This is a genomic window from Xenorhabdus sp. Sc-CR9 (assembly GCF_963897815.1).
Taxonomy (GTDB): domain Bacteria; phylum Pseudomonadota; class Gammaproteobacteria; order Enterobacterales; family Enterobacteriaceae; genus Xenorhabdus.
This window is the reverse complement of record NZ_CAWQTY010000109.1, coordinates 83,267-107,297: the sequence shown is the minus strand read 5'-3', so window position 1 is coordinate 107,297 and position 24,031 is coordinate 83,267. Positions and strand designations below refer to the sequence as shown.

General features: G+C 38.7%; 23 protein-coding genes, 2 pseudogenes and 1 riboswitch. Of the genes and pseudogenes, 10 read left to right on the top strand and 15 right to left on the bottom strand.

From position 1 onward, the window contains the following. Window positions 1-51: 51 nt before the first annotated feature. The 7 genes from phoQ to rluE all read right to left on the bottom strand — a co-directional run bounded on the left by phoQ (window position 52) and on the right by rluE (window position 7,129). Entirely contained in the window at window positions 52-1,488 is a 1,437-nt protein-coding gene (gene phoQ / locus AACQ81_RS05485; protein ID WP_237385160.1) for a two-component system sensor histidine kinase PhoQ, read from the bottom strand. Beyond that, window positions 1,481-2,164, bottom strand: coding sequence for a two-component system response regulator PhoP (gene phoP / locus AACQ81_RS05480; protein WP_237385159.1), 684 nt, complete (start codon window positions 2,162-2,164; stop codon window positions 1,481-1,483). Before phoP ends, phoQ begins: the two co-directional genes overlap by 8 nt. A gap of 627 nt (window positions 2,165-2,791) precedes the next feature. Next, the gene (gene purB / locus AACQ81_RS05475; RefSeq protein ID WP_237385158.1) at window positions 2,792-4,162 is read right to left on the bottom strand and encodes an adenylosuccinate lyase; all 1,371 of its coding nucleotides are present in this window, start codon (window positions 4,160-4,162) and stop codon (window positions 2,792-2,794) included. Between the two features lie 51 nt (window positions 4,163-4,213). Then, window positions 4,214-4,840, bottom strand: a complete 627-nt coding sequence (gene hflD / locus AACQ81_RS05470; RefSeq protein ID WP_237385157.1) for a high frequency lysogenization protein HflD — start codon at window positions 4,838-4,840, stop codon at window positions 4,214-4,216. 2 nt (window positions 4,841-4,842) lie between these two features. Then, window positions 4,843-5,946 carry a tRNA 2-thiouridine(34) synthase MnmA gene (gene mnmA / locus AACQ81_RS05465; protein WP_237385156.1) on the bottom strand — a complete coding sequence of 368 codons (1,104 nt, stop codon included), beginning with the start codon at window positions 5,944-5,946 and terminating at the stop codon, window positions 4,843-4,845. A gap of 108 nt (window positions 5,947-6,054) precedes the next feature. Further along, window positions 6,055-6,507, bottom strand: coding sequence for an NUDIX domain-containing protein (locus tag AACQ81_RS05460; protein ID WP_237385155.1), 453 nt, complete (start codon window positions 6,505-6,507; stop codon window positions 6,055-6,057). Beyond that, window positions 6,500-7,129 (bottom strand): 23S rRNA pseudouridine(2457) synthase RluE, encoded by a 630-nt coding sequence (gene rluE, locus AACQ81_RS05455; RefSeq protein WP_237385154.1) that lies wholly within the window; start codon window positions 7,127-7,129, stop codon window positions 6,500-6,502. Before rluE ends, AACQ81_RS05460 begins: the two co-directional genes overlap by 8 nt. Before the next feature lie 140 nt (window positions 7,130-7,269). Here rluE and icd point away from each other — a divergent pair, with 140 nt between their 5' ends. The 3 genes and pseudogenes from icd to AACQ81_RS05445 all read left to right on the top strand — a co-directional run. Further along, a complete protein-coding gene (gene icd, locus AACQ81_RS05450) occupies window positions 7,270-8,523 on the top strand; it encodes an NADP-dependent isocitrate dehydrogenase (protein WP_237385153.1) in 1,254 nt (417 codons plus the stop codon). 257 nt (window positions 8,524-8,780) lie between these two features. Continuing rightward, the gene (locus AACQ81_RS19665; RefSeq protein ID WP_443089507.1) at window positions 8,781-8,912 is read left to right on the top strand and encodes a transposase; all 132 of its coding nucleotides are present in this window, start codon (window positions 8,781-8,783) and stop codon (window positions 8,910-8,912) included. 13 nt (window positions 8,913-8,925) lie between these two features. Then, window positions 8,926-9,540, top strand: a pseudogene (locus AACQ81_RS05445) (IS3 family transposase); the annotation flags it as partial. Between the two features lies 1 nt (window position 9,541). Here the strand turns inward: AACQ81_RS05445 and ghoS are convergent. The 3 genes and pseudogenes from ghoS to AACQ81_RS19660 all read right to left on the bottom strand — a co-directional run. Then, window positions 9,542-9,856: a type V toxin-antitoxin system endoribonuclease antitoxin GhoS gene (ghoS, locus tag AACQ81_RS05440; RefSeq protein ID WP_237385152.1), complete on the bottom strand. Its 315-nt coding sequence runs from the start codon at window positions 9,854-9,856 to the stop codon at window positions 9,542-9,544. A 343-nt stretch (window positions 9,857-10,199) separates the two neighbouring features. After that, complete coding sequence (locus AACQ81_RS05435; protein ID WP_272902945.1) at window positions 10,200-11,810, bottom strand: cyclic peptide export ABC transporter; 1,611 nt, start codon at window positions 11,808-11,810, stop codon at window positions 10,200-10,202. Window positions 11,811-12,153: 343 nt separating this feature from the next. Further along, window positions 12,154-12,266: pseudogene (locus AACQ81_RS19660) on the bottom strand (IS630 family transposase); the annotation flags it as partial. Between the two features lie 187 nt (window positions 12,267-12,453). Between AACQ81_RS19660 and AACQ81_RS05430 the strand changes: the two are divergent. Further along, a complete protein-coding gene (locus tag AACQ81_RS05430; protein ID WP_237385150.1) occupies window positions 12,454-12,855 on the top strand; it encodes a putative signal transducing protein in 402 nt (133 codons plus the stop codon). Between the two features lie 340 nt (window positions 12,856-13,195). On the opposite strand, the gene AACQ81_RS05425 is transcribed toward AACQ81_RS05430, so the two are convergent. From AACQ81_RS05425 to AACQ81_RS05415, 3 genes are all read right to left on the bottom strand, one after another. Beyond that, window positions 13,196-13,567 (bottom strand): hypothetical protein, encoded by a 372-nt coding sequence (locus tag AACQ81_RS05425; protein WP_237385149.1) that lies wholly within the window; start codon window positions 13,565-13,567, stop codon window positions 13,196-13,198. A 115-nt stretch (window positions 13,568-13,682) separates the two neighbouring features. Continuing rightward, a complete protein-coding gene (locus AACQ81_RS05420; protein WP_237385148.1) occupies window positions 13,683-14,144 on the bottom strand; it encodes a PliI family lysozyme inhibitor of I-type lysozyme in 462 nt (153 codons plus the stop codon). Between the two features lie 356 nt (window positions 14,145-14,500). Then, a complete protein-coding gene (locus AACQ81_RS05415) occupies window positions 14,501-14,692 on the bottom strand; it encodes a hypothetical protein (RefSeq protein ID WP_167366747.1) in 192 nt (63 codons plus the stop codon). Between the two features lie 776 nt (window positions 14,693-15,468). On the opposite strand from AACQ81_RS05415, the gene AACQ81_RS05410 reads away from it, so the two are divergent. Together AACQ81_RS05410 and AACQ81_RS05405 are read left to right on the top strand one after the other, a co-directional pair. After that, the gene (locus tag AACQ81_RS05410; protein WP_237385147.1) at window positions 15,469-16,917 is read left to right on the top strand and encodes an alanine/glycine:cation symporter family protein; all 1,449 of its coding nucleotides are present in this window, start codon (window positions 15,469-15,471) and stop codon (window positions 16,915-16,917) included. A gap of 296 nt (window positions 16,918-17,213) precedes the next feature. After that, a complete protein-coding gene (locus AACQ81_RS05405; RefSeq protein ID WP_237385217.1) occupies window positions 17,214-18,047 on the top strand; it encodes an N-acetylmuramoyl-L-alanine amidase in 834 nt (277 codons plus the stop codon). A gap of 248 nt (window positions 18,048-18,295) precedes the next feature. Here AACQ81_RS05405 and AACQ81_RS05400 read toward each other — a convergent pair whose 3' ends face one another. After that, window positions 18,296-18,682, bottom strand: a complete 387-nt coding sequence (locus AACQ81_RS05400) for a helix-turn-helix domain-containing protein (protein WP_237385146.1) — start codon at window positions 18,680-18,682, stop codon at window positions 18,296-18,298. A gap of 167 nt (window positions 18,683-18,849) precedes the next feature. On the opposite strand from AACQ81_RS05400, the gene mgrB reads away from it, so the two are divergent. The 4 genes from mgrB to thiD all read left to right on the top strand — a co-directional run bounded on the left by mgrB (window position 18,850) and on the right by thiD (window position 22,714). Continuing rightward, entirely contained in the window at window positions 18,850-19,005 is a 156-nt protein-coding gene (gene mgrB / locus AACQ81_RS05395) for a PhoP/PhoQ regulator MgrB (protein ID WP_336885659.1), read from the top strand. A 300-nt stretch (window positions 19,006-19,305) separates the two neighbouring features. Continuing rightward, entirely contained in the window at window positions 19,306-20,667 is a 1,362-nt protein-coding gene (locus tag AACQ81_RS05390) for an amino acid permease (RefSeq protein WP_237385145.1), read from the top strand. A gap of 777 nt (window positions 20,668-21,444) precedes the next feature. Further along, window positions 21,445-21,654, top strand: a complete 210-nt coding sequence (gene cspE / locus AACQ81_RS05385) for a transcription antiterminator/RNA stability regulator CspE (RefSeq protein ID WP_038269841.1) — start codon at window positions 21,445-21,447, stop codon at window positions 21,652-21,654. A gap of 124 nt (window positions 21,655-21,778) precedes the next feature. After that, window positions 21,779-21,871, top strand: a riboswitch (TPP riboswitch). A 42-nt stretch (window positions 21,872-21,913) separates the two neighbouring features. After that, on the top strand, window positions 21,914-22,714 hold the full coding sequence (thiD, locus tag AACQ81_RS05380) for a bifunctional hydroxymethylpyrimidine kinase/phosphomethylpyrimidine kinase (protein ID WP_237385215.1): 801 nt from the start codon (window positions 21,914-21,916) through the stop codon (window positions 22,712-22,714). Between the two features lie 98 nt (window positions 22,715-22,812). Here the strand turns inward: thiD and fbaB are convergent, their stop codons facing one another. Next, on the bottom strand, window positions 22,813-23,862 hold the full coding sequence (gene fbaB, locus AACQ81_RS05375) for a class I fructose-bisphosphate aldolase (protein ID WP_237385144.1): 1,050 nt from the start codon (window positions 23,860-23,862) through the stop codon (window positions 22,813-22,815). Window positions 23,863-24,031 lie beyond the last annotated feature (169 nt).

Genomic DNA, 24,031 nt, shown 5'->3' with positions numbered 1-24,031 from the left:
TGAAATATTTCGCGATTGAGCTAGCAATCATCTTATTATCATGTTGTTGAATTATTGTTCTCGAAATACCACTTTCACTTGTGCTCCTCCCAATGGGCTATCCCCAATACTGATATTGCCATTGTATTGCTCGACAATTTCAGCCGCTATCGACAGACCCAGCCCTTGTCCTGACCGCAATGTATCAGCCCGTAAACCGCGTTGAAAAATTATTTCGCGTTTATCTGGAGGCACGCTCGGCCCATCATCATCGACAATGATAGTGACAGAATTTTCTCCCATTGTGGCGGTGACTTCAACAAACTCCAGACAATATTTACAAGCGTTATCCAGAACGTTTCCCATGACTTCCAAGAAATCATTTTTTTCACCCAACCACGTAACTTCGGGAGATACATCCAACATCACATTAATGCCCTTATGTTGATATACCTTTATCAGGGCACTGATTAGGCTATCGAGTAAGGTTGGAACGGAAGAAATTTGCCTTAACAGCAGATTATGATCGCTGCGCATATTGGCCCGATGCAGGTAGTAGCCAATTTGCTGGGAAATGCGATCAATTTGCTCAAGCATGATAGGTTCAGCTTGTTCAATGGTTGTTTTTTGAGGAGGTCGCAATGAGCGTAGGGTTGATTGTAACACGGCTAAAGGTGTTTTTAGGCTATGTGTTAAATCAGAAAGTGTCGTATGATATTTTGCATAACGTTCTCGCTCATTGTTTAATAAGGCATTTAAGTTTCTGACCAGCGCTTTTAATTCTGAAGGAGGATTTTCATCAAGTTTTTTCCTCTCTCCTTTTTCCAAAGAACTTATTTGGGTAATTAACGATTTAATCGGCCTGAGGCTCCAATCAGCAGCCAGCCAAATTAATGGGATAACCAGAAGTAAATTGGCTATCAATAAATATCCAAACCACTTCCAAACCTTTGCTGATTCCTGCACGTCCTGTGGAATAATATCAATAATAACGATTGTCATTGCAGGAAGAGTTTCAGTTGCAGAATAAATATTTACGGCGACAGAATATGTTAACAGTATATTATCATCATCGCCTGTCTTTTTCGTATCATTTTGATTTGATGTTTGATTATAAATAATCCCCTTTCTCTCTGTGATATAGGTTTCTAATTCATATAAGCCATTTCTTTTCAGCCAGTTAGGATTAAGTTTTGTTTCCAATTCAGGAATATTATTTTGGCGCCAAAGAACATTTCCTTGATGATCATAAATTAGTACTAAGGAGCGGGACTTCATGAGAATTTTTTTTGGAATAATAACTTCCAGTTTATTATTGTCCCACTTAGAAAGCATAAAAAATAAATCACTTTGGCTACGGAGTATAGAATAGTTAGTTTTATCAAAACTGACTAAATACCCAGCAATCGCGACAATTCCATATGATAGGGTCAAGGCAAGGATAATAGCCGCCGTTGCCATAAGGAACCGAGTTCTCAGAGAAAAATGGTTTTTTAAAAATTTAAACATTATTCTCTTTCACATCAAAGCGATATCCTTGGCCACGAACAGTGACAATGACCTCTTCAGGCCATTCATGTAATATTTTTTTTCTCAATCGCCCCATCAACACATCAATTGTATGACTTTCGCGTAATTCAGCATCTGGGTATAACTGGCGCATTAGTGATTCTTTACTGACAACTTTACCGTTATTGCGCATCAAGGTTTCGATAATGGTATATTCAAAAGCAGTCAATTTGATATTGGTGTTATTGATTGAAAACTCTTTCCGAGAAAGATCAATGAGAAAAGGAGAAAGGGCAACAACTTGTGAAGCCAATCCACTATTACGCCGCATTAATGCTTGTATACGAGCGTTAATCTCTTCTAAATGAAAAGGTTTGGTTACATAGTCATCTGCTCCTGCATTTAGCACAGTGACTTTCTCTTGCCAGCTTTCACGTGCAGTAAGTACAAGGATAGGTAAATTAATCTGTTCATTACGCCAGCGACGTAACATACTAAGGCCATCTTCTCCCGGCAACCCTAAATCGACGATAGCAATATCAGGATGACTTTCTTTAAGATAATAATCAGCCTCTTTGGCATTCTCCGCAGCATCAACTTGATGCCCTATATCCCGTAATTGTACGGTTAAGTGATGGCGAAGTAATGCGTTATCTTCAACGATCAATATCCGCATAGTGATTCCTTATGCTAATCAATAATGTTTACTAAATAAATTTAAAATAGCTAATTAGTCAGTTTCGTCAATAAAGATTAAATGAGATCATAAATATATTATTGGCTAGACTAAGTATAGTCACAATTTGCCCTTTATTGGTATGTTAATGAACGGAGCATTTAAAAACAAACATTTAGATTAAAATAGCCAATGCATTTACAATTTATTTATATTTTATATAGAATTGCATTCTTGCCAGGTTAGAGCTTTACTATCTTTCAGACCTCAGTTTTATTGGCTTTGTAGACAAGTTTTCACTATATATATCCAATAGAATTTCGAATTGTATTACGACGATAAGGGAGTGAGTACAACACAGTTAAAACTTGAAAAACGACGGGTATAGTTATCAATGTCTTAACTAACATTGCGAGTTATCTGTTTGAATAAATGATTGAGTGATATTTAAAACAGTAAGCTGAAGAGGTTATTGACTTATCGTTGAACGGTAAATTGAAGTGTGCCTGTAAATGAAAATTCTTGTGTTGGGTATGAACGAAACAGATTTCGCCCATACCCAGAAGGATAATTTTCTAGCTTCAAGTTACAGCTTGGTTGCGACTTGAAATCTATTGAATAGCAACATTATTTTAATTTGTCGACCAATAAGGCCGCATAACCAATGTAGTTTGCTGGCGTCATAGCTTTAAGGCGTTCTTTTTCCTCTTCAGGAAGTTCAAGACCTTCAATGAAGGTTTTCATGCCTTCTGAGTCAACACGCTTACCACGAGTCAGTTCTTTCAATTTTTCATATGGTTTTTCAATACCATAACGACGCATGACGGTTTGAATGGGTTCTGCCAATACTTCCCAGTTGTTATCGAGCTCGTCTAGCAAACGCTGTTCATTCACTTCTAATTTATTCAATCCCTTCATGGTGGATTGATAAGCAATCAACGCATAGCCCAGACCTACACCCAGATTACGTAGCACAGTAGAATCTGTCAGATCACGCTGCCAGCGTGAAACAGGGAGTTTGCTGGCAAGATGTCCCAGAACAGCATTTGCTAACCCTAGATTTCCTTCAGAGTTTTCGAAATCGATTGGATTAACTTTATGTGGCATGGTGGAAGAACCAATTTCACCTGCAACGGTTTTCTGTTTGAAGTGATTCAGTGCAATATAACCCCATATATCGCGATCAAAATCGAGCAGAATGGTATTGAAACGAGCTAAGCAATCAAACAGCTCTGCAATGTAATCATGGGGTTCAATCTGAGTAGTATATGGGTTCCATTGGATGCCCAGAGATGTTACAAATGACTCGCTGAACTGATGCCACTCAACCTGTGGATAGGCAGAAAGATGAGCATTGTAGTTACCGACTGCACCATTGATTTTACCCAGAATTTCTACCTGCCCAAGCTGGCGGAATTGGCGTTCCATACGATAAACTACATTAGCCAGCTCCTTCCCAATGGTGGAAGGTGTGGCGGGCTGCCCGTGTGTACGTGACAACAGAGGCAGATCACGGTAGTCATGTGCCATGCGCGTGATAGTGTCGATTATTTGTCGCCATTGAGGCAGCAAAATTTCTTCACGGGCAGTTTTGAGCATCAGAGCATATGACAGGTTATTGATATCTTCTGATGTGCAGGCGAAGTGAATAAATTCAGCAACTTGATGAAGAGCAGGAACATGCTCGACCTTTTCTTTCAGAAAATATTCAACTGCCTTAACATCATGATTAGTTGTACGCTCAATTTCTTTGATGCGTAATGCGTCTTGTTCATTGAAATTTGTAATAATTTCATCAAGGTAAGCGTTTGCGTCTGCACCAAAAGCAGGAACTTCTTTGATCTCTGCTGTAGCGGCCAGTTTTTGCAGCCAACGTACTTCAACCTGCACACGAAATTTCAGTAAGCCAAACTCACTAAAAATAGCGCGTAGTGCGCTGACTTTATCGCCGTAACGGCCATCAATCGGAGAAACAGCGGTCAGTGAGGATAATTCCATTGGTAGCAACTCCCGGATTTTAATTAACAGTTTTTGTTTAACAATCTTTACTTAACAATGAGCAAGAATATCTTTTGCCTGTCGGCTCAGGCGTTGACGAGAAAACATAATTTGTAAGCGGCTGCCGCCGACTTGTTTCCATAAAACAACACAGCGAATACCCGCCAATAAAGCGGTTCTGACTTTTGCCTGAATTAATGGATTACGCAATACGTCAGGTGAGCCTGTAACCTGGATGCGAGGTCCTAATGGGCTGATAACATCAACATAAATTCCAGCAAGGGCGTTGAATATACCCTCTGACATAGGTTCGAAGTAGGTTTGCTGACGTTCTAACTGGCTGATGCGATTTGCCAGTTCATTGGCGGCAGACTGATTTTTGCTTAGATAGCGTTCCAGCGCCATCAAGCTCAGTACATAACGAGTCAGATCAGCTGAAACACCACTGTGCGATGTGTTGAACATGCCCAGCATGGCATCAAGACCAATTCGCAGATTACAGGCACTGTTGCCAAAAACATCCTGAGTAGATGTAGGGTTCATATTCAAGATACTGTTGACCATCATTTCAAAAGAATCAGTATCACACTGACCTTCATGGGCAAGTGTTTGTACCAGACGGCCTGATTGGCAGATCCCTGCCAATGCCAGTGTAATATCATAATAATTTTTAGCCACAATTACTCCTGTATACGTTGTTCGATCACACCACCGCCAAGACAGGTTTCACCTTGATAAAATACGGCTGATTGGCCGGGGGTGACAGCGGCAACAGGGCTATCAAAACGAACTTCAATTTTATCTTCGCTCAGGGGAACGACAGTGCAGGGGATATCATGCTGACGATAACGTGTTTTCACTACACAACGAATCTCTGTTTTTAGTGGTTGACGATCAATCCAATGAAGTTGTTGAGCAATCAGACCGATAGACATCAGGCTAGGATGTTCATGGCCTTGGGCGACAATTAGCGTATTGTTTTCGACATTCTTATCAACAACATACCATGGTTCTTCACCACCATCTTTGGTTCCTCCGATCCCCAGCCCTTTACGTTGACCAAGTGTATGATACATCAAGCCAGAATGCTGACCGATAGTCTCTCCATCCACTGTAACAATTGAACCCGGCTGGGCGGGGAGATAGCGCCCAAGAAAATCACGGAATTTACGCTCACCAATAAAGCAGATACCGGTTGAATCTTTTTTCTTTGCTGTGATCAGACCGATTTCTTCGGCAATGCGGCGTACTTCGGGTTTTTCCAATTCTCCAATTGGAAATAGACTCTTGGCAACTTGCTGATGACTTAAAGTATATAGAAAATAACTTTGATCTTTATTGCCATCCAGGCCACGGAGCAATTGACTAATGCCCTTTACATCCCGACGGCGGACATAATGACCTGTTGCGATGTAGTCAGCCCCCAAATCTTCAGCCGCGAATTCTAGAAATGCTTTGAATTTAATTTCTTTATTGCAAAGAATGTCTGGGTTTGGCGTTCTGCCTGCTTTATATTCAGCAAGAAAATGTTCGAATACATTGTCCCAATATTCGGCTGCAAAATTGATGGTATGCAGTTCAATGCCCAATTTGTCACAAACTGCTTGGGCATCAGCAAGATCGACAGCAGCCGAGCAATACTCTTCACCATCGTCTTCTTCCCAGTTTTTCATGAACAGCCCAGCTACCTGATAGCCCTGCTGTTGCAGAAGGTAGGCGGAAACTGATGAATCAACACCGCCGGACATTCCGACAATGACTTTTTTCTGGCTGTTATCTGACATGGATATATCTCACTGCGGAAAAAAACAAACGCAATACTCTAACACGTTGGCAGTTTAGGTGCATCAAACGTCTTCATGCTCTTTTCAATCGATTCTTATTCATACCAATTATCTGGCAAAAGGTGAGCCATAACTGTCCAGTATTGATAGCGGGTAAATACAGTGTTCTGAGTGGCAGCGGATACTTTCCGCAACCAGTGGTGAGCGTAACTTCGGACTATGAAGAATTTCTTCTGCACTTAACCAGTGGCAACAATGGATATCCTGATCTTGTGGATTTGTTTCCAGGATAGTTTCCATTTCAATCAAGAACAGGAAACGGATAAAGGGTGTCCCATCAGGCGCGATCCATTGGTGTAGTTTCAAAAATGCCTGCGGTTTGGCACGAATGCCGGTTTCTTCCCACAATTCCCGCTCAGCGGCTTCCAACAGCGTTTCATTAGCCTCAAGATGACCAGCAGGCTGATTCCATAGCGGCTTATTATTGATTATTTCTTCTACAATCAAGAATTTGTTTTCTGCATATACAATACAGGCAACGGTAACGTGTGGACTAAACAAAATTAATTTCTCTCCATTCTCCTGGGGATAATGTTCCCAATTGTATTGAATCCATACTGAAACGAATTAAGCGTAATGTAGGAAAGCCGACATGGGCTGTCATTCTGCGCACTTGACGGTTACGTCCTTCATGCAGGGTGATTTTGAGCCAGCTTACAGGGATGCTTTTCCGTTCCCTGATGGGAGGTGTTCGCTCCCAGAGCCATTCTGGTTCTTCTACCAACTCAGCACCGGCAGGCAGAGTCGGGCCATCTTTTAACGTGATGCCACAGCGTAATTTATTCAGGGCAGATTCATCAGGAATACCTTCAACCTGAACATAATAAATTTTAGCTGTTTTTTTATGTGGTTGCGTCAATTTAGCCTGTAATTTGCCATCATTGGTCAATACTAGCAGCCCTTCACTATCACGATCCAGACGACCTGCGGCATAAACATCAGTAAACGGAATAAAATCTTTTAATGTTGTTCTTCCCATTTCATCGGTGAATTGGGGCAAAACATCATAAGGTTTGTTAAATACTAACACCCGTTTAGGGACTATTAATTTTTTTGCAGTATTGTTATTTTTTCTTTGGCTGAATCGGTTAAGTTGTCGTTTTTTAAAAGAGATATTTGTCATGATAAGCCATCGCGAAAAATTAGGGTGCGTATTATACCTTAAAACTGTGACCATTGGCGTTTGCAGAATATTCAAGTAGTATTGACACGTCCCTTACAAAAATTTAACAAGGCATTGCGCTTATTTGAAAGGAGAGGTTAATGGAAAGCAAAGTAGTTGTTCCGGCGGAAGGTAAAAAAATTACTATTGATGCCAAAGGTAAATTAAATGTTCCGAATAACCCTGTAATCCCTTATATCGAGGGGGATGGCATTGGTGTTGATGTTACGCCGGTCATGCTTAAAGTTGTTGATGCTGCAGTTCAGAAAGCTTATAGCGATGAGCGCAAAATTTCTTGGATGGAAATCTACACGGGTGAAAAATCCACCCATGTATATGGCAAAGATGTCTGGTTACCGGATGAAACTTTGGATCTGATCCGTGAATATCGCGTTGCCATCAAAGGTCCGCTGACAACGCCAGTTGGTGGCGGTATCCGCTCACTGAACGTTGCACTGCGTCAGCAATTGGATCTATATGTCTGCCTGCGCCCAGTCCGTTACTATCAAGGCACGCCAAGCCCTGTTAAGCAGCCTGAATTGACTGATATGGTCATTTTCCGCGAAAATGCGGAAGATATTTATGCGGGTATTGAGTGGAAAGCAGGTTCAGCAGAAGCGGATAAAGTTATTAAATTCTTACAGGATGAAATGGGTGTTAATAAGATCCGTTTCCCTCAACAATGTGGTATTGGCGTGAAACCTTGTTCAGAAGAAGGTACTAAGCGTTTGGTACGTGCAGCGATTGAATACGCCATTGATAATGATCGTGAGTCGGTGACTTTGGTTCACAAAGGCAATATCATGAAATTTACTGAAGGTGCCTTTAAAGACTGGGGTTATGAGCTGGCTCGCACTGATTTCGGTGGAGAGCTGCTGGATGGTGGTCCATGGGTTAAAATCAAGAATCCTAAGAACGGTAAAGACATTATCATTAAAGATGTCATTGCAGATGCTTTCTTGCAGCAAATTCTCCTGCGTCCAGCGGAATATGATGTTATCGCATGTATGAACCTGAACGGTGATTACATTTCTGACGCATTAGCAGCTCAAGTTGGTGGTATCGGTATTGCTCCAGGCGCAAACATTGGTGATGAGTGTGCATTGTTCGAAGCAACACATGGTACTGCGCCTAAGTATGCTGGTCAGGATAAAGTAAACCCTGGCTCAGTTATCCTTTCCGCAGAAATGATGCTGCGCCATATGGGATGGTTCGAAGCCGCAGACTTAATCGTTAAGGGAATGGAAGGATCAATTGCTGCCAAGACCGTGACTTACGATTTTGAACGCCTGATGGATGACGCTAAGCTACTGAAATGTAGCGAGTTCGGTGATGCAATCATTTCTCATATGTAATTGATTTCTTAACTGAATTGATAACGGGGGCTTAATGGTTCCCGTTGTTTTTAACAATGTAAAAATTCTTCTGCAAAGCTGGTCATAATTTGACCGTCACTTCATCGCCAAAACAGTCCAATCTTTACCTCTATCATCATGGTATTTATCTGTCATTGACTGGTTCTTATGGCCTAGCAATGTTTGATGTGGCAGACTAATTTTGGTCACCGCCATAGAGGTGATATTCTCACTTCAACAATCAAACAGGTGACATAATGCAAAGACGTTTCAGCTCCAAATTCAAATTGGAATCAGCCCAGCTCGTCCTTGACCAAAATTACTCCGTTAGTCAAGCGACTAAGGCTATGAATGTCAGTAAATCTGCGATGGATAGCTGGGTTCGCTAGTTAAGGCTGGAGCGGCAAGGAAAAAGGCCGGTGGCTGGCCGGCAAGTTAATGGCTGAGCTAGGGCTAGTCAGTCGCCAACAACTGAAACATCGCTATTCACGAAAAAAACAGGAACATGTAGATATTCCAAACCACCTTGACCGTCAATTTGCGGTTACCGCGCCTAATCTGGTTTGGTGCGGTGATGTGACCTATATCTGGACAGGCAAATGTTGGGCCTATCTGGCCGTGGTACTCGACCTTTTTGCGCGTAAACCTATTGGTTGGGTAATGTCTTTGTCCCCCGATGCTGAATTGACGCAAAAAGCGCTGGTAATGGCTTTTGAATCAAGAGGAAAGCCACAAGGTGTGATGTTTCATAGTGATCAAGGCAGTCACTATACCAGCAAGGTATTCAGGCAGTTGCTATGGCGTTATCGTATCAAGTAAAGCCTGAGCCGCCGAGGAAATTGTTGGGATAATAGCCCAATGGAGCGTTTTTTCAGGCGGTTAAAAAGTGAATGGGTTCCTCGGAAAGGATATTCGAATTTTAGGGAGGCGTTTCACTCGGTAATCCCCCCTAAATACCACAAAGCTGGTCTCCCAAATTTTTTATGGGAGATCCAGCTTATCCAAATGAGAAACTAAATTAGGATTCGGATTCGGCAGTTAATGAGGATACAGATGCAGAATAGAGAAAAGCAGCCCAATCACTATACCGACAAACAAATATAGAAACAGGTTTTGAGGATAATGGGCTTGCTAACTTTTTAACTTTGTCCCTGATCTCTGCCGCAGAATTTGACGAGAGTCCAACGTAAGATCCGGTAGGTAAGGCCATTAATTCTCCGGTGTTGTATCTAATTGTGTTCCTAAAATCAATTATTCCCATTGATTCATTCAGGTAACTGTATTCTTTTAAAGTTGCACCAAAGATTTCAACACGAACCATGTAATTAAACATATATAGCCCTCTCTTTTATTTAAGAAAAATTAGATTATGTATTTTGTCGACTACAGAAATTAGAAGCACATTTCCATCTGTTTTTTGGAGTGCGTAATGAATATAGCAGATGTTAATTTTATCATGCTATATCAATAAACCACAGTAATTTGAGGAAACAGGAATTAAAATGAGAATTAATAGTAACTGATAATATAAAAAAGACGACAGGTTAAGAGTAAATAAATATAATTTCAAGGTTTTGTATTCATAAAATATTTTGATTTAAAATTCATTATTTTTTAATGACCTAAATAAATATATGGACGCCGACTAAATTATAGTTGGTATCCATATAAGACATTTAGATATTCTTTATATGCCCATCTTCTAGCTTAACTACCCTGTCTGCCATTCCAAAGTAAGAGTCATCATGAGTAATAACAATAACGGTTTTACCACACGCCTTTAATTCAGGTAATAATTCCGTATAAAATACTCTTTTAAAAACTGGATCTTGATCTGCCGCCCATTCATCAAAAATATAAATAGGACGATCCTCTAGATAAGCAGAGACTAAAGCTAGTCTTTTACGTTGGCCAGTAGATATATTTATGGTAGAGAATTTTCCATCTACTATTTTTACTTTATTATCCATGTCTAATTTCTGAATGTAGTGAGTAGCTTTATCAGTAATATTTGAATCTACAGTGAGCAGTTCTTCAAACAAGTGAAAATCAGAAAAAACAGCGGAGAAAAACTGCCGATAATACTCATTGTTAGAAGCGTTCATTTCTACACCATTTAGCACAATGGATCCAGAATCACATTGAAACAAACCAACCAATAACATTGCCAAAGTGGTTTTACCACTGCCATTACCTCCTATAATAAAAACAATCTCTTCATGGTGTATTTTAAGATTTAATGGCCCAAGAACGAATTGGCTATCTTCCTTATCGCTTGAGTAATGATGGACAACATCTTGTAACTCAAGTAATACTTTGTTTTTCTTCTCTTCTAAGAAAGGGTTAGGCTTATCAGAGTATACAAGCTGAGATTCCTGCAATTCCTTATCCAGTTGCCGCATTTTTTTCAAGGATACACCCGCCGTACGCAATTCGGGTATAGCTCCCATAACTTCACCAATAGGGCCAACTAAAAAGAGCATAATCAAGACTACTGTAACAAGAACACCTGGTTCAGGTTGCCACCAGTTTGGTACCACAAAAACCATAAAACCAATTATTATGTAAAACATGGTATCTGCTGAATTTACTACCCATGCGAATCTTACATGGCCCTTGATAAATATTTTTCTCAAATGTTCGGCACCATGCATAATAACTTGATTAATAAATAATTCCCCACGATTAGAATTTAACTGCAGTTCCTTGCTACCATTTATAAGATTTTGAAAATTAAGATAAATGCTATCAACCTGATCTCTAATCTTGTCCAGCATTTGGGAGGGTTTTTTCTCTAAGATGTGGAATCCATACATCAGTGTGCCAAAACAAACAGTCAGGATTAAAAATAGCACCCAAGATACCCACGCCAAATAACTAAGACAAGCCACAATAAGAATGGTATTACCAAATACCATTGGCGCTAACGTACATGAATTTGAAAACACATCAACATCTTTGGTTAAAACAGCTAACAATCTATGACGTCCAAGCTCTTGCTGCTTTTTAAATGGTGTTCGCAGTAGTTTATTACTAAGATTGATACGTAGTGACAATATTGCAGATTGAGTTAAATGTAGCAACGCAATCTCTGCGGCTGCTTTACTAAAAAAATAGACTAAACATAATATAAAGAAAATATATGAAACAGAGTAACCAGGAGACTCTATTGCTTTGCTCACTATACCAACTAGTGAAGCAGCAGAACCTCCAGCTACTAATGCGTTTATCATAGAAAAACATAGCAACTTCCAAGAGTGAGCATAAAGATATCTAATTAAATTCATAATAATCCATTTTTATTTTTAGCACGTTATCAATAATTACATTTGGATTCGAACTAATAAGAACCACAAGTAATCATGATGCGATATGACTATTTTAAATAGACAGTCTAATATTTCAATGAAAATAACATTTAACAAAATAACTGACAATAAGCATTAGAGAAAATTCATCAATGAAATTATCTTACATATAAAACTAATTCATGAAAAATAGTCACTCATTTAACTTCATGGAAAATAAAAAATTCAAAATATAATTTCAAAAAAAGAACAACTGCTAGACTGGTTCTTTCTCCATTAAGTCGTTATCTAAGATCAATGTGAAGGTTTCGGCATGACAACCCGCTTTCGCTGCCATGATTTTAGCCATTTTTTCATCATATTTAGGGTCAGGCTGTTTTACCGTTGTGCCGCTATGCTCGAGACAATATCTACCTGAGAAAGGTAATTATATAGAGCACATAATAGGCATCACTCAGCCCGTATTGGGATTTTTGATGATTGATCAGATCGCAAAAATCGGACTGAGTTTCCTCTAAGTAATCTACTATTTTGAAAAGTTATCTAGCCGAGTCAATTTGAAGTTAATATGTAATTATAGGTTATACTATTTGTTAATAACTCATCTAACTATGGTGTGCTTATGTGGAATAGCTATCCTCAAAGAGGAAATATGCAGTTACTGGAAAATTTTCTGTCACCGATCGATGCTCACATTATCCTAGGTAGAATGTTATCAGAAGGTATCTATGCGGTCGTGATAGATGAAGACATTATATGGAATAACTATATGTGTTCTCAGGCGCTTGGAGGAGTTAAGCTTCTTGTTCATCAAGCCGATATAGAACGTGCGAAATCGATACTTCGCCAAATTGAAGATAACAAGTTTATGTTGGATAACCCTGAGCCTAATTTAGAGAATGCGAAATCATCAACATTTCAATGTTGTTCTAATTCGTTGATGAATACTTTTTTAGTTATTTTATTGTTTTTAACAATAGGAATAGCATTGCCGTTAAAAACTAACTTTCATTCTTCTCCTTAATGCCATAAAAAATAAGCTAACATTTAAATTAATAACAAAATGTAATTAAAAATTTCAAATAAAATACTGGCAATGGTCATGAAACTTGAAGTATACGTGCCCTGCACTGCAAAGTGCAGCTATTCATAAAACCGCACTAATGACTGAAAAGGAAGAATTCATGATGACGGCAATAAATATTATTCTTTTCAGGCCAGCTTATAGCTAATTACTAACTCACATTAGAGTTGATTATATTCAATGGATTTAGAGATGCAGTCAACAAAGTTGCAGTTTGCAAGACGGAAGAAATAGCTCAACAAAATAGAGCGACGATGTGAGTCAGTCGCTCTATAAGCATTTATTTGATATTTTGGGATAAAGCATGTCTTGTTTGTTCTTTACATGCTTTGACGGATTTATCCAGTGATTCGTCAAAATTCTGGTTGTTTGGAAATGTCCGTTTATTTTTTCTGACTTCTGTGACAGTTTGTTTGATAGAAGCAATAAACTCATCCTTGTTGCTATGGATTTCTTTAAGATCAAATCCCTTATGATTCAACTTACTGAAAACTCTCTGGGCTATTACATCTGGTGAATCGTTAGTTTTGAATGCATCTACGGAGGCTTTTCCAAATAAATCACAGTAAGTTTCTGCTGTTTTATTGATATTCGCATGAGCGGCATAAGAGAAAAATGGGATAAGGAAAAGTGGCAGTAAAAGACGTTTCATAATTTCCTCTTGATCGACTATGACCATGATAGTGTTGACAATATAAACAATAGTACATTATTAACTGTTTGTGCTGGATCTCAGTGAAAAATTGAACTTATTGAGAATACGTTTATTAGTTTTCCTTTTCCACACATTCGCCTCTTTTACATAGGGCACGGAGTGATTTTATAGGATCATTTTTACCATTGATGTTAATGCGGACGAGAAGTTTGACATTTTTGTCAGTAATTTTGAGAGCATCAACTTCAAGATAATTTCCAGAACCCGCTGAGAGTTTGGATACAACCAATTCTTTGGAACCATCTCCGTCAATATCAGCAAAGGTAATTCTTGGCTTATTGCTGTCATCGAACACTGAACCATCCCGGGAAAAGATCCCTCCGGTTTCAAAATCTATAAGTTCTTTATCTCTGAAAACGGCGATGGAATAGCTACCAACTGAGGCATTTTCCAGATCACCCACTGACAGGACTGCAAATCGTGTATCAGGCAAGTGAATCAATGTTCCATTTTTTGCGATTACTGGTGTTGATAACGATAGGGTGATTAGAGAGAAAATGGCAATGTTTTTCATGATGTTACTTATACGCATAAGCAATACTCCATTGTCTACCCATATTCATGGGCTAAGATTTATATCGTAGCACGAATTTTGGAAAACTATATTCCTCATGAAAAATGCCACTCAAAATCTATTTGATATCGGTGGTATTTTGTTCAGTTACGAAACAATTATTAATTAATTTTATGATTTATGTGTGTTTTATAATAGTGTTCTTGACGATAACGAGATAAATAATAGAGAAATATTTTGTAATGGAGGAGGTTTTTGGTGTGATGATTGAATTTTATTTCATTGAGAAGATATCAGTAGAATCAGCGGGAGTGGTGACTCCCGCTCCTTTTGTTAACTTCAACATATATTAAGCTCTATGTGCTGTTTTTTTCTATTTTTTCGACAATTTTATTGTACTCTTTCCAAACAACCGATACTGGTGAGCTTAAACAACAGATAGAGATTGAACCACCTGTGGCAGGATGGTACTCATACTTTGATTTTCCTCTATAAACTCTTTTTGGCAGTATGTTGTCTGCGGGATTTTTTCTTTTTCGCTCTAACATCAACTATAACCTCGCTTGCAGATTATCTGATAGCCAGATAGTGGAATATTAACATGCTATTAACTTGTTATTGTTGTTTCCTGCTGCAAAAATAACAATCAAAAATTTTAATACGGTATGGTGGCTTTTTCCAATTATCACAGTATTAAAATTTAATAATCTCATTTTGAGAAAAATATTGCTATATGTTTTCAGAAATATCAGAGAGTTCAACATTAAATTTTGTAATTATTTTTATGTTTTTAATTGATGAGGTTATTACAACTCAGGTGATTTAATAGTACATAACTATCTAAATTTGTTTAATGCACTCATATGATATAGCGCTAATAACTTTAGATTAATACCTATTTTTTATAGGGTTATTGTATTGGGATTGTTTTGCATTGGTTGTATTTCGGTTATCAGTTAGTTTCCACTTTAAGTTTGGTTGTTAATTGATTCATATTGTTTTCTTATATTTAGCAGAGGAATGGGTTCGTGCTAATTACTCATAATATACGATTAATAGGCTTGAAATAGGGAATGATGCATTTATGAGTATTAATGTAAATGTTCACGAACGCTAAACTAAATGTAAAAATTTCATTAAAAGTTACCCATTGAAATAGATATTGTGTTACATTCTTTCCGTTTTACTGACTTAGTATCTCTGTGTTTCTTGTATACAGCCTTATGTTACTTGTTAATTATAAAGGAAATTAAACACAATAAAATTTCGGCGGATACTGCATTATGGTCAGCTAATGTTTGCTAATTAGTAAGGGGAAAATATCTTGACGGATCTGATTAACTTCATTAACAACGTTCTTTGGGACTACGTACTAATATACTTGCTCCTCGGGGTTGGCCTTTACTTCACATTGCGTTCTGGTTTTATACAGCTTCGTCATTTTGGTCACATGTTTTCAGTTCTGAAAAATAGTAATAAATCAGATAGTTCTGGTATTTCATCTTTTCAGGCTTTATGTACCAGCCTTGCTGCTCGTGTAGGAACCGGTAACTTAGCAGGAGTCGCTATTGCAATTACTGCTGGTGGGCCAGGGGCTATTTTTTGGATGTGGGTAGTGGCATTTATTGGTATGGCGACTGCCTTTGTTGAAAGCACGCTTGCTCAGTTGTACAAGACGAAAGACGATCAAGGAAATTATCGCGGTGGCCCTGCTTACTATATGGAAAAAGGGTTGAAGAAGCGATGGATGGGGATTCTGTTTTCATTCTTTCTTATTATCGCGTTTGGTCTTGTATTTAATGCTGTTCAGGCAAGTTCAATTGCGGAAGCGGCTTCTTTTGCTTTTAATATCAAACCATTTTATGTTGGTATTGTATTAGTCATTTCTAGCGGTGTAATTATATTCGGCGGGTTGCGTTCCATCGCCAGAGTTGCGGAATTTGTTGTACCGTTTATGGCGATTGCCTATTTCATACTGGCACTTTGGGTTGTTGGCCACAATATTGAACGTATTCCAGAAGTATTTGCATTAATTATTAAGAGTGCTTTTGGTCTTCAGGAAGCAATAGCCGGAACATTAGGTTATGGCATTTCTCAGGCAATGTTGCAGGGTGTTCAACGTGGATTGTTTTCGAATGAAGCGGGAATGGGTTCTGCTCCAAACGCTGCGGCATCGGCTTCTCCATACCCACCGCATCCGGCTTCGCAGGGCTATGTGCAGATGTTAGGGGTGTTTATGGATACCATCGTTATCTGTAGCGCCACCGCAGTCATCATCCTCTCTTCTGGTGTTCTTAACGAAAATGTTACTGCCATCAGCGGAATCGAATTGACTCAGCGGGCACTGTCATCGGCTGTTGGACATTGGGGAACGACATTCATTGCTATTGCTATTTTCTTCTTCGCCTTTACATCTATCATTGCTAATTACGCTTATGCTGAAAGTAATATGATATTCCTTGAGCGTAACCACACTGCAGGCTTATTTATCCTGCGCTTGGCATCACTGGGAATGGTTATGTTCGGCACATTAGCGGATGTTCCTTTGGTTTGGAATATGGCTAATGTATCAATGGCATGTATGGCTATTGTTAACTTGATTGCCATACTCTTGTTGTCAGGTATCGCAATGAAGCTTGTCAAAGATTATAACCAGCAGAGAAAATCGGGACAATTACCAACATTCAATATCAAGGATTATCCAGAAATTCAGCAGCAAGTTGAAAAGGGTATTTGGGATAATGATATGTTGAATAATAATCAGAAGACGTAATTGCTGGATATTGGAATTTAGAGGTTTATATCCAACAGATTTCAGATTATCGCGTAACCAATAAAGCAATCATTTGAAAGGCAATTGGAATATGAATAACAGAATGTTATTCATATAAGATAACCATAAAAGCTGGACATTCGACTATTCCTTGAATGTCCGGCTTTTATTTGTACGTTAGATCCTGTTTGAAACTAAAAAAACATCATATCTGCTTTAGTTTTATCTATTATATAGATATCCGAACATAGTTATTTTAACGTTATCTTTTCTTTTTAAATAGCAGCTAGAACATGATAAAAAAATTAATGGCATGTGCATTTATTACTCTGTTAGTTGGTTGTTCTTATTCTCCTGAGCGAGAAGAGAGAAATGGTTATATTGTCGACTATTCTTATCCTTATTCGACCAATCAGGATATTGATTCGATTAGATTCCTTGTTTTGCATTATACTGTTTTGAATGATAGAAAATCTTTACAGGCATTAACGGGAGGTAATGTTAGTACGCATTACCTCATTCCATCTCAGACAACGTATGAAAATAAAGAGCCGATTATTTTTCAATTAGTTCCAGAAAAGCAAAGAGCATGGCATGCAGGAAAAAGTGAATGGAATGGATATCAAAGTCTAAACCGTTACTCTATTGGTATTGAAATTGTTAATTGTGGTTTTAAGCAACAGTTTATTAAAAAAGAGTGGTGTTTATATCATTTATCACAAATCGATGCAGTGATTAGATTGGCCAAAGATATTATTCAGCGATATCAAATTAAGGCGGTCAATGTTGTTGGCCACAGTGATATAGCTCCACTTAGAAAAAAAGATCCCGGTCCGGTTTTCCCATGGCAGTTACTTTATGAGCAAGGGGTTGGTGCTTGGCCTGATCACGGGACTGTTAATAAATATTTGGCTGGAAGAAGTCCTGATATGCCTGCATCAGTGATTTCAATACAGAAGGCACTGTTTCGGTATGGTTATAAAATTCCTCAAACAGGGGTATTGGATGATGAAACGCATAAAACGATTCAGGCATTTCAGATGCATTTTCGTCCATCCGATATTAATGGTACACCTGATGCTGAAACTGAAGCGATTGCTTTGGCTTTGGTCGAAAAATATCAAGAATAATTTATGCTTAATTCTATTGAAATAGATGCATGAATTTCAAAATGCAGCACTTATCTCTTGAGAAGGCCTCTGAGGAACATAGGTAACCGTATGTTTATAAAAAACGGAGGGATGAGTTAGATAGCCAACAAAGCTGCAACTTGAAAAATGATGGGTATAGAGCGCAACCATTTGTTGGGGTAGAAGAGATATTAACAGTGGAAAGTAAGTAGGGCGGCCGAGATAAGTGGCCGCTGATGATACTTACCTCATGATTCACAGTCACAGGTCAGATGCAATGGGAGCTTCACTTCAAGTTCCATATCTATGCTCTGACGAAAATCATAAGGTGTAATGCCATATTCTTTACGGAACATATATGTGAAATGAGATTGAGATCCGAAGCCGAAATCCAAGGCTATATCAAAAATAGGTAAAGAACTGTTTCTCAGCAGAGAAACTGCGCCAGCCAAGCGCCGTTGTCTTATGTACTTTCCAAGCGATATCCCTGTGACTTCTTTGAATATTTTCTGCATGTGCCAAAGGGAATAGCCAGAGTAAGCAGCAAGCTCTTCAAGATGAATGACACGGCCAAGATGGTTTTCTATCCATTTACTCAGTGCGTATACAAGTGCTAAGTGATTATCTTGTGTCATTACAATTTTAAATTGGTTAAAGGTGGGGAGAAGTATACACAACTTCTTTTCAAGATGACAAAACCCATCATTGTGGGCAGTGGCAATAATAAAACCAAGTGCTTCCGCGAGTAAAAACTTTTTATCCTATTTCACTAGGATGTTAACTACAATGAAATTAATCCAAGGTGGTTGAATTGAAAAATAAAAAAGTGGTTTTAACATTGTGCCTAATAGTAGTGTGTCTGTTTTTGTATTTGTTGGCATTGGATGTACCTTGTGAACGAGGCAAAGGAGAATTTGAATTAGGTGTTTGTTCTATTACCCGCTACATACCTTTTTGATCTCTATCTCAATCATTATCCTGAATGTATGTGTGTTAACATACATACATGGTATTCATTCTTTGTAAATGATGTTTTAATACCTATCTGATTCTAATTATAGACTAAATATCGAGTTAAATCAGCACATAACTAAAATCCATGATAGTTGAGACAATTTAAGCTCGACAAATTTTATGAAAATTGGGAGAGTGAGGTGATTCCTTGCTCTTTTCAGACTCAAAAAATACTCAGGTTCAAAAAAACAAATAGAATAGCTTTCAATGAGACGGATTCTAAGCACCGCAAAAAGAGGACTAAATGGCAGGACAACAAGAACAAACCACGCTTAAGCGTGGCTTAAAGAACAGGCATATTCAACTTATTGCTCTCGGTGGTGCAGTAGGTACAGGGTTATTTTTAGGTATAGCTCAAACCATCAAAATGGCAGGGCCTTCAGTACTACTTGGGTATGCAATTGGCGGATTTATTGCATTCTTGATTATGCGCCAATTGGGTGAGATGGTCGTAGAGGAGCCAGTTGCAGGGTCATTTAGCCACTTTGCTTATAAATACTGGGGCGATTTTGCGGGTTTTTTATCGGGTTGGAATTATTGGGCAATGTTCATTCTGGTCGGAATGGCAGAACTGACGGCCGTAGGCATTTATATCCAATATTGGTGGCCGGAAATTCCGACATGGGTTTCCGCAGCAATATTTTTTGTGCTGATAAATCTTATTAATTTGATTAATGTTCGATTATACGGTGAAACTGAATTCTGGTTCTCTATCATTAAAGTTACTGCGATTATCGGCATGATTTTCTTTGGAAGCTATTTGCTGATCAGCGGTAGTGGTGGCCCACAGGCAAGTGTCACCAATTTATGGCAGCAGGGCGGTTTTATGCCTAATGGGGTTTCCGGCTTGATCATGGCGATGGCGGTAATCATGTTTTCGTTTGGTGGATTAGAAACGGTAGGGATCACTGCGGCAGAGGCGGAAAATCCTGAGGAAAATATTCCAAAAGCAACCAATCAAGTCGTTTATCGAATCCTACTGTTTTACATCGGCTCACTGGCTATTCTGCTTTCACTTTATCCTTGGGGGAATGTAGTCGAAGGTGGTAGCCCATTTGTTTTGATTTTCCATGATCTGGATAGCTTTTGGGTGGCGAATGTCCTGAATATAGTTGTATTAACGGCAGCATTATCTGTTTATAACAGTGGCGTATATTGTAATAGTCGGATGCTTTATGGTTTGGCTAAACAAGGCAACGCGCCTCGCATTCTGACAAAAGTGAATAAACGTAGTGTACCTGTTTTATCTATTGGGTTATCAGCGTTGGCAACATCAATGGGTGTACTGATTAACTATGTTATACCGGGTAAAGCGTTTGAGTTGTTGATGGCATTGGTGGTAACAACGCTGGTTATTAACTGGATTATGATTTGTCTTGCCCATCTGAAATTCCGCGCAGCTAAGAATAAGGAAGGCACTAAGACAAAATTCCGGGCATTGTGGTACCCGTTTGGAAACTACCTGTGTTTAGCGTTTCTGGCGTTCATTCTTGTTATTATTCTGATGATGCCATCAATTAGTATTTCAGTTATTTTAATGCCATTCTGGATTGGTGTATTATGGCTGGGTTACTTAGTAGCCAAAGCAAAGAAAAAGGCTGCTTAATTCTTAATCTATTTCAGCGTATTTTCAGCCGGGTATTATGCCCGGCTGATTATTCTTATCAGTATTCCTCCATTTTTAACCTAATCCTAAAGGTATTATACGTTTTATCATAGCTTAGTGACTCATAAGTAAGAGATTTGTCATATTATTAAGGATAAATTAAAACCACTTGATATGAATTATTTCATAGAAATAGTGTCATTAGTAGAACATATGGAGTGGCCAAATGACAAACTTCAGACTTTATAAATCTTATAAAGTCGTTTATCCATATATAGAGTAAAGACAAAAACATTATTATTTAATAATATTTAATAAATGATAAACAAAAAAGTAGTCTGGTTATATGCAAGATGATTATATTTTATGTTAATCAAGAGTTGAATAGAATTAGTGATAACTTTATAGTTATCGAAAATGGATTCTGGACCGTGATAACTCTCTGTTCTACTCTGCAATAGGCGCAAAAAACAGCATTATATATTAGGTTAATTAAAGTTGTTTCTTTAGGTTAAAATTTTATTTTTGTATATATTCATATGGTTAGGTTGATTAAAAATTGTTGGATAATTTCAAATAAGAATAGATGTTAATATTTTCAAATATGTGCGTTGGCTCCAGCACCTGAAAAAAATGGCTTGCGATTATATAAAGAGTATGTGATAAAACACATGGGTAAACGGAGTACAGTTCTGTTAATAAATAACAGCAACGAATACTAGTTTGTTTATTTTCATGTCAATCGGCGAATTAAGTGATTCAAAGGAAATTTTTGAAATGGCAAAAATCACTGGTACTGTGAAGTGGTTCAACGAGTCTAAAGGTTTTGGTTTTATTACTCCAGCTGATGGTAGCAAAGATGTATTTGTACATTTTTCTGCAATTATGAAAGATGGATTTAAAACTTTATCTGAAGGCCAGCAAGTTGAGTTTGAAATACAGGATGGTCCTAAAGGCCCTGCTGCCGCAAACGTCACAACTTTATAGTAATAAATTTATTTTGGTTGGTGTTTAACTTCTGACTAAATATATTTATCGTTATTTTAGTTTCATTATCTGACGATAATCTATTGCAAATATCACTCTATTGGGATACTAATAGAGTGATTTTTATTTTGGCTCGGGGCGTTCTTGATTGAACTGAGAAGTACCCGTATTACCTGATCTGGATAATGCCAGCGTAGGGAAGTCATGGTATCTTTTATTTTGATACCCACTTTTCTTTTGCTGGTGAATAGGAGTCACCATCATGAGAATTAACTCACTAACTATCGCAGGGACTGATCCCAGCGGTGGTGCCGGCATTCAAGCTGATTTAAAAACCTTTTCCGCACTTGGCGCTTACGGTACAACGGTCATAACCGCATTGGTTGCCCAAAATACAAGAGGAGTCCAATCGGTTTATGATATTGATCCTCTCTTTGTTTCTGCCCAGTTAGAATCCGTATTTTCAGATGTTAAAATAGACAGTGCTAAAATTGGCATGTTATCCAATGCGGCCAATATCGCTGTAGTTGCAGAATCATTACGCCGTTACCCAGTTTCCCATATTGTATTGGATACTGTCATGGTGGCAAAGAGTGGTGATCCTTTGCTATTACCAGAAGCCATTGCGGCAATGATAGAGCAACTACTACCAATCGTTTCTTTGATCACTCCTAATTTGCCCGAAGCAGCAGCCATACTGAAATGCAATCCTGCGGAGACAGAAAAGGAGATGCTACAGCAGGGAAGAGAATTACTTTCAATGGGATGTCAAGCGGTTTTACTGAAAGGCGGCCATTTGAACAATGAAGAAAGCCCGGATTGGCTTTTTACCCGTGAAGGAGAGTGGCGTTTTACCGCGCCCAGAGTGAATACCCGACATACTCATGGTACCGGTTGTACACTTTCTGCGGCACTTGCTGCATTACGCCCACGTTATTCCGATTGGCAAAGCACTTTACCTTCTGCAAAAGCATACTTGCAAAATGCGCTGGCACAAGCAGATACTCTTGACGTTGGTCAGGGGATTGGTCCTGTGCATCATTTTCATCAATGGTGGTGAATTAGAGAGATAGGATTGTCATTGAATAATGGGGATACTGGTATCCCCATTGTGAAATATACCTATCTCCTGAAATCCATTGGGTACCAAAAGTTTGATTAGGCGATAGTAATATTCGTATCGAGATAGACATCCTGAACGGAGTGAATTAACTCAACACCTTCTTTCATTGATTTCTTGAACGCTTTGCGGCCAAGGATCAATCCCATTCCTCCAGCCCGTTTATTGATAACTGCTGTGCGAACTGAATCACTCAGATCGTTATCTCCGGAAGCACCACCAGAGTTGATTAATCCAGCACGCCCCATGTAACAGTTAGCCAGTTGATAGCGAACCAGATCAATCGGATGCTCAGTAGTCAAATTGCTATAGACACGTTTATCAGTATGCCCAAACCCAATGGCTGTATAACCACCGTTGGTTTCTGCCATTTTTTGTTTAACGATATCGGCACCTATTGTTGCTGCCAGATGATTCGCCTGACCCGTTAAATCGGCACTGGTATGATAATCAACGCCATCCTTCTTGAACGCTGAATTACGTAGATAGGCCCATAACACGGTAACCATGCCTAACTCGTGAGCACGTTCGAAAGCAGCTGAAATTTCTTCTATTTGGCGACGTGATTCGGGAGAGCCATAATAAATAGTTGCCCCGACTGCGACTGCACCCATGTTAAATGCTTGCTCGACACTGGCATATAAAGTTTGGTCATATTGGGTTGGATAGGTCAATGCCTCGTTATGATTGAGCTTTACCAGAAACGGGATTTTATGGGCATAACGTCGAGAAACAGATGCGAGGACACCATAAGTTGAAGCAACACAGTTACAACCTGCCTCAATTGCCAATTCAACAATATTTTTAGGATCAAAATAAAGTGGATTGGCGGCAAAAGATGCACTGGCAGAATGCTCGACTCCTTGATCTACCGGTAAAATTGAGAGATAGCCTGTTCCGGCCAGACGACCATGATTTAGCAAGGTTTGCATGGAACGCAGGACAGTATTAGGTCGATTATTTTCAATCATTACTCGATCGACGAAATCTGTGCCCGGGAGATAGAGATTTTCTTGTGGAATGGTATTGCATTTGTGTTGCAATAAACTCTCTGCGTCTTTTCCTAATAACTTAGCGATATCAGTCATGATTAACTCCAGTTTGCAAAAGGCGCTACTGATTGTTGTTGATATTCAGATTAATAACAAGGCAAGTAGAAAGGGAAACAGCAGTGGATCGCTTCAGTTAATATAATAATTGCTAAAATCTGACCATTTTGCATCAAGGGAAAGTGAAATAATTTTTATCTGACAGAGT

Excerpts from the sequence above, each read along its gene's own strand:
- phoQ (WP_237385160.1), bottom strand. The coding sequence starts at position 1,488 with ATGTTTAAATTTTTAAAAAACCATTTTTCTCTGAGAACTCGGTTCCTT.
- phoP (WP_237385159.1), bottom strand. The coding sequence starts at position 2,164 with ATGCGGATATTGATCGTTGAAGATAACGCATTACTTCGCCATCACTTA.
- purB (WP_237385158.1), bottom strand. The coding sequence starts at position 4,162 with ATGGAATTATCCTCACTGACCGCTGTTTCTCCGATTGATGGCCGTTAC.
- mnmA (WP_237385156.1), bottom strand. The coding sequence starts at position 5,946 with ATGTCAGATAACAGCCAGAAAAAAGTCATTGTCGGAATGTCCGGCGGT.
- rluE (WP_237385154.1), bottom strand. The coding sequence starts at position 7,129 with ATGACAAATATCTCTTTTAAAAAACGACAACTTAACCGATTCAGCCAA.
- icd (WP_237385153.1), top strand. The coding sequence starts at position 7,270 with ATGGAAAGCAAAGTAGTTGTTCCGGCGGAAGGTAAAAAAATTACTATT.
- AACQ81_RS19665 (WP_443089507.1), top strand. The coding sequence starts at position 8,781 with ATGCAAAGACGTTTCAGCTCCAAATTCAAATTGGAATCAGCCCAGCTC.
- ghoS (WP_237385152.1), bottom strand. The coding sequence starts at position 9,856 with ATGTTTAATTACATGGTTCGTGTTGAAATCTTTGGTGCAACTTTAAAA.
- AACQ81_RS05435 (WP_272902945.1), bottom strand. The coding sequence starts at position 11,810 with ATGAATTTAATTAGATATCTTTATGCTCACTCTTGGAAGTTGCTATGT.
- AACQ81_RS05430 (WP_237385150.1), top strand. The coding sequence starts at position 12,454 with ATGTGGAATAGCTATCCTCAAAGAGGAAATATGCAGTTACTGGAAAAT.
- AACQ81_RS05425 (WP_237385149.1), bottom strand. The coding sequence starts at position 13,567 with ATGAAACGTCTTTTACTGCCACTTTTCCTTATCCCATTTTTCTCTTAT.
- AACQ81_RS05420 (WP_237385148.1), bottom strand. The coding sequence starts at position 14,144 with ATGAAAAACATTGCCATTTTCTCTCTAATCACCCTATCGTTATCAACA.
- AACQ81_RS05415 (WP_167366747.1), bottom strand. The coding sequence starts at position 14,692 with ATGTTAGAGCGAAAAAGAAAAAATCCCGCAGACAACATACTGCCAAAA.
- AACQ81_RS05400 (WP_237385146.1), bottom strand. The coding sequence starts at position 18,682 with ATGACACAAGATAATCACTTAGCACTTGTATACGCACTGAGTAAATGG.
- AACQ81_RS05390 (WP_237385145.1), top strand. The coding sequence starts at position 19,306 with ATGGCAGGACAACAAGAACAAACCACGCTTAAGCGTGGCTTAAAGAAC.
- cspE (WP_038269841.1), top strand. The coding sequence starts at position 21,445 with ATGGCAAAAATCACTGGTACTGTGAAGTGGTTCAACGAGTCTAAAGGT.
- fbaB (WP_237385144.1), bottom strand. The coding sequence starts at position 23,862 with ATGACTGATATCGCTAAGTTATTAGGAAAAGACGCAGAGAGTTTATTG.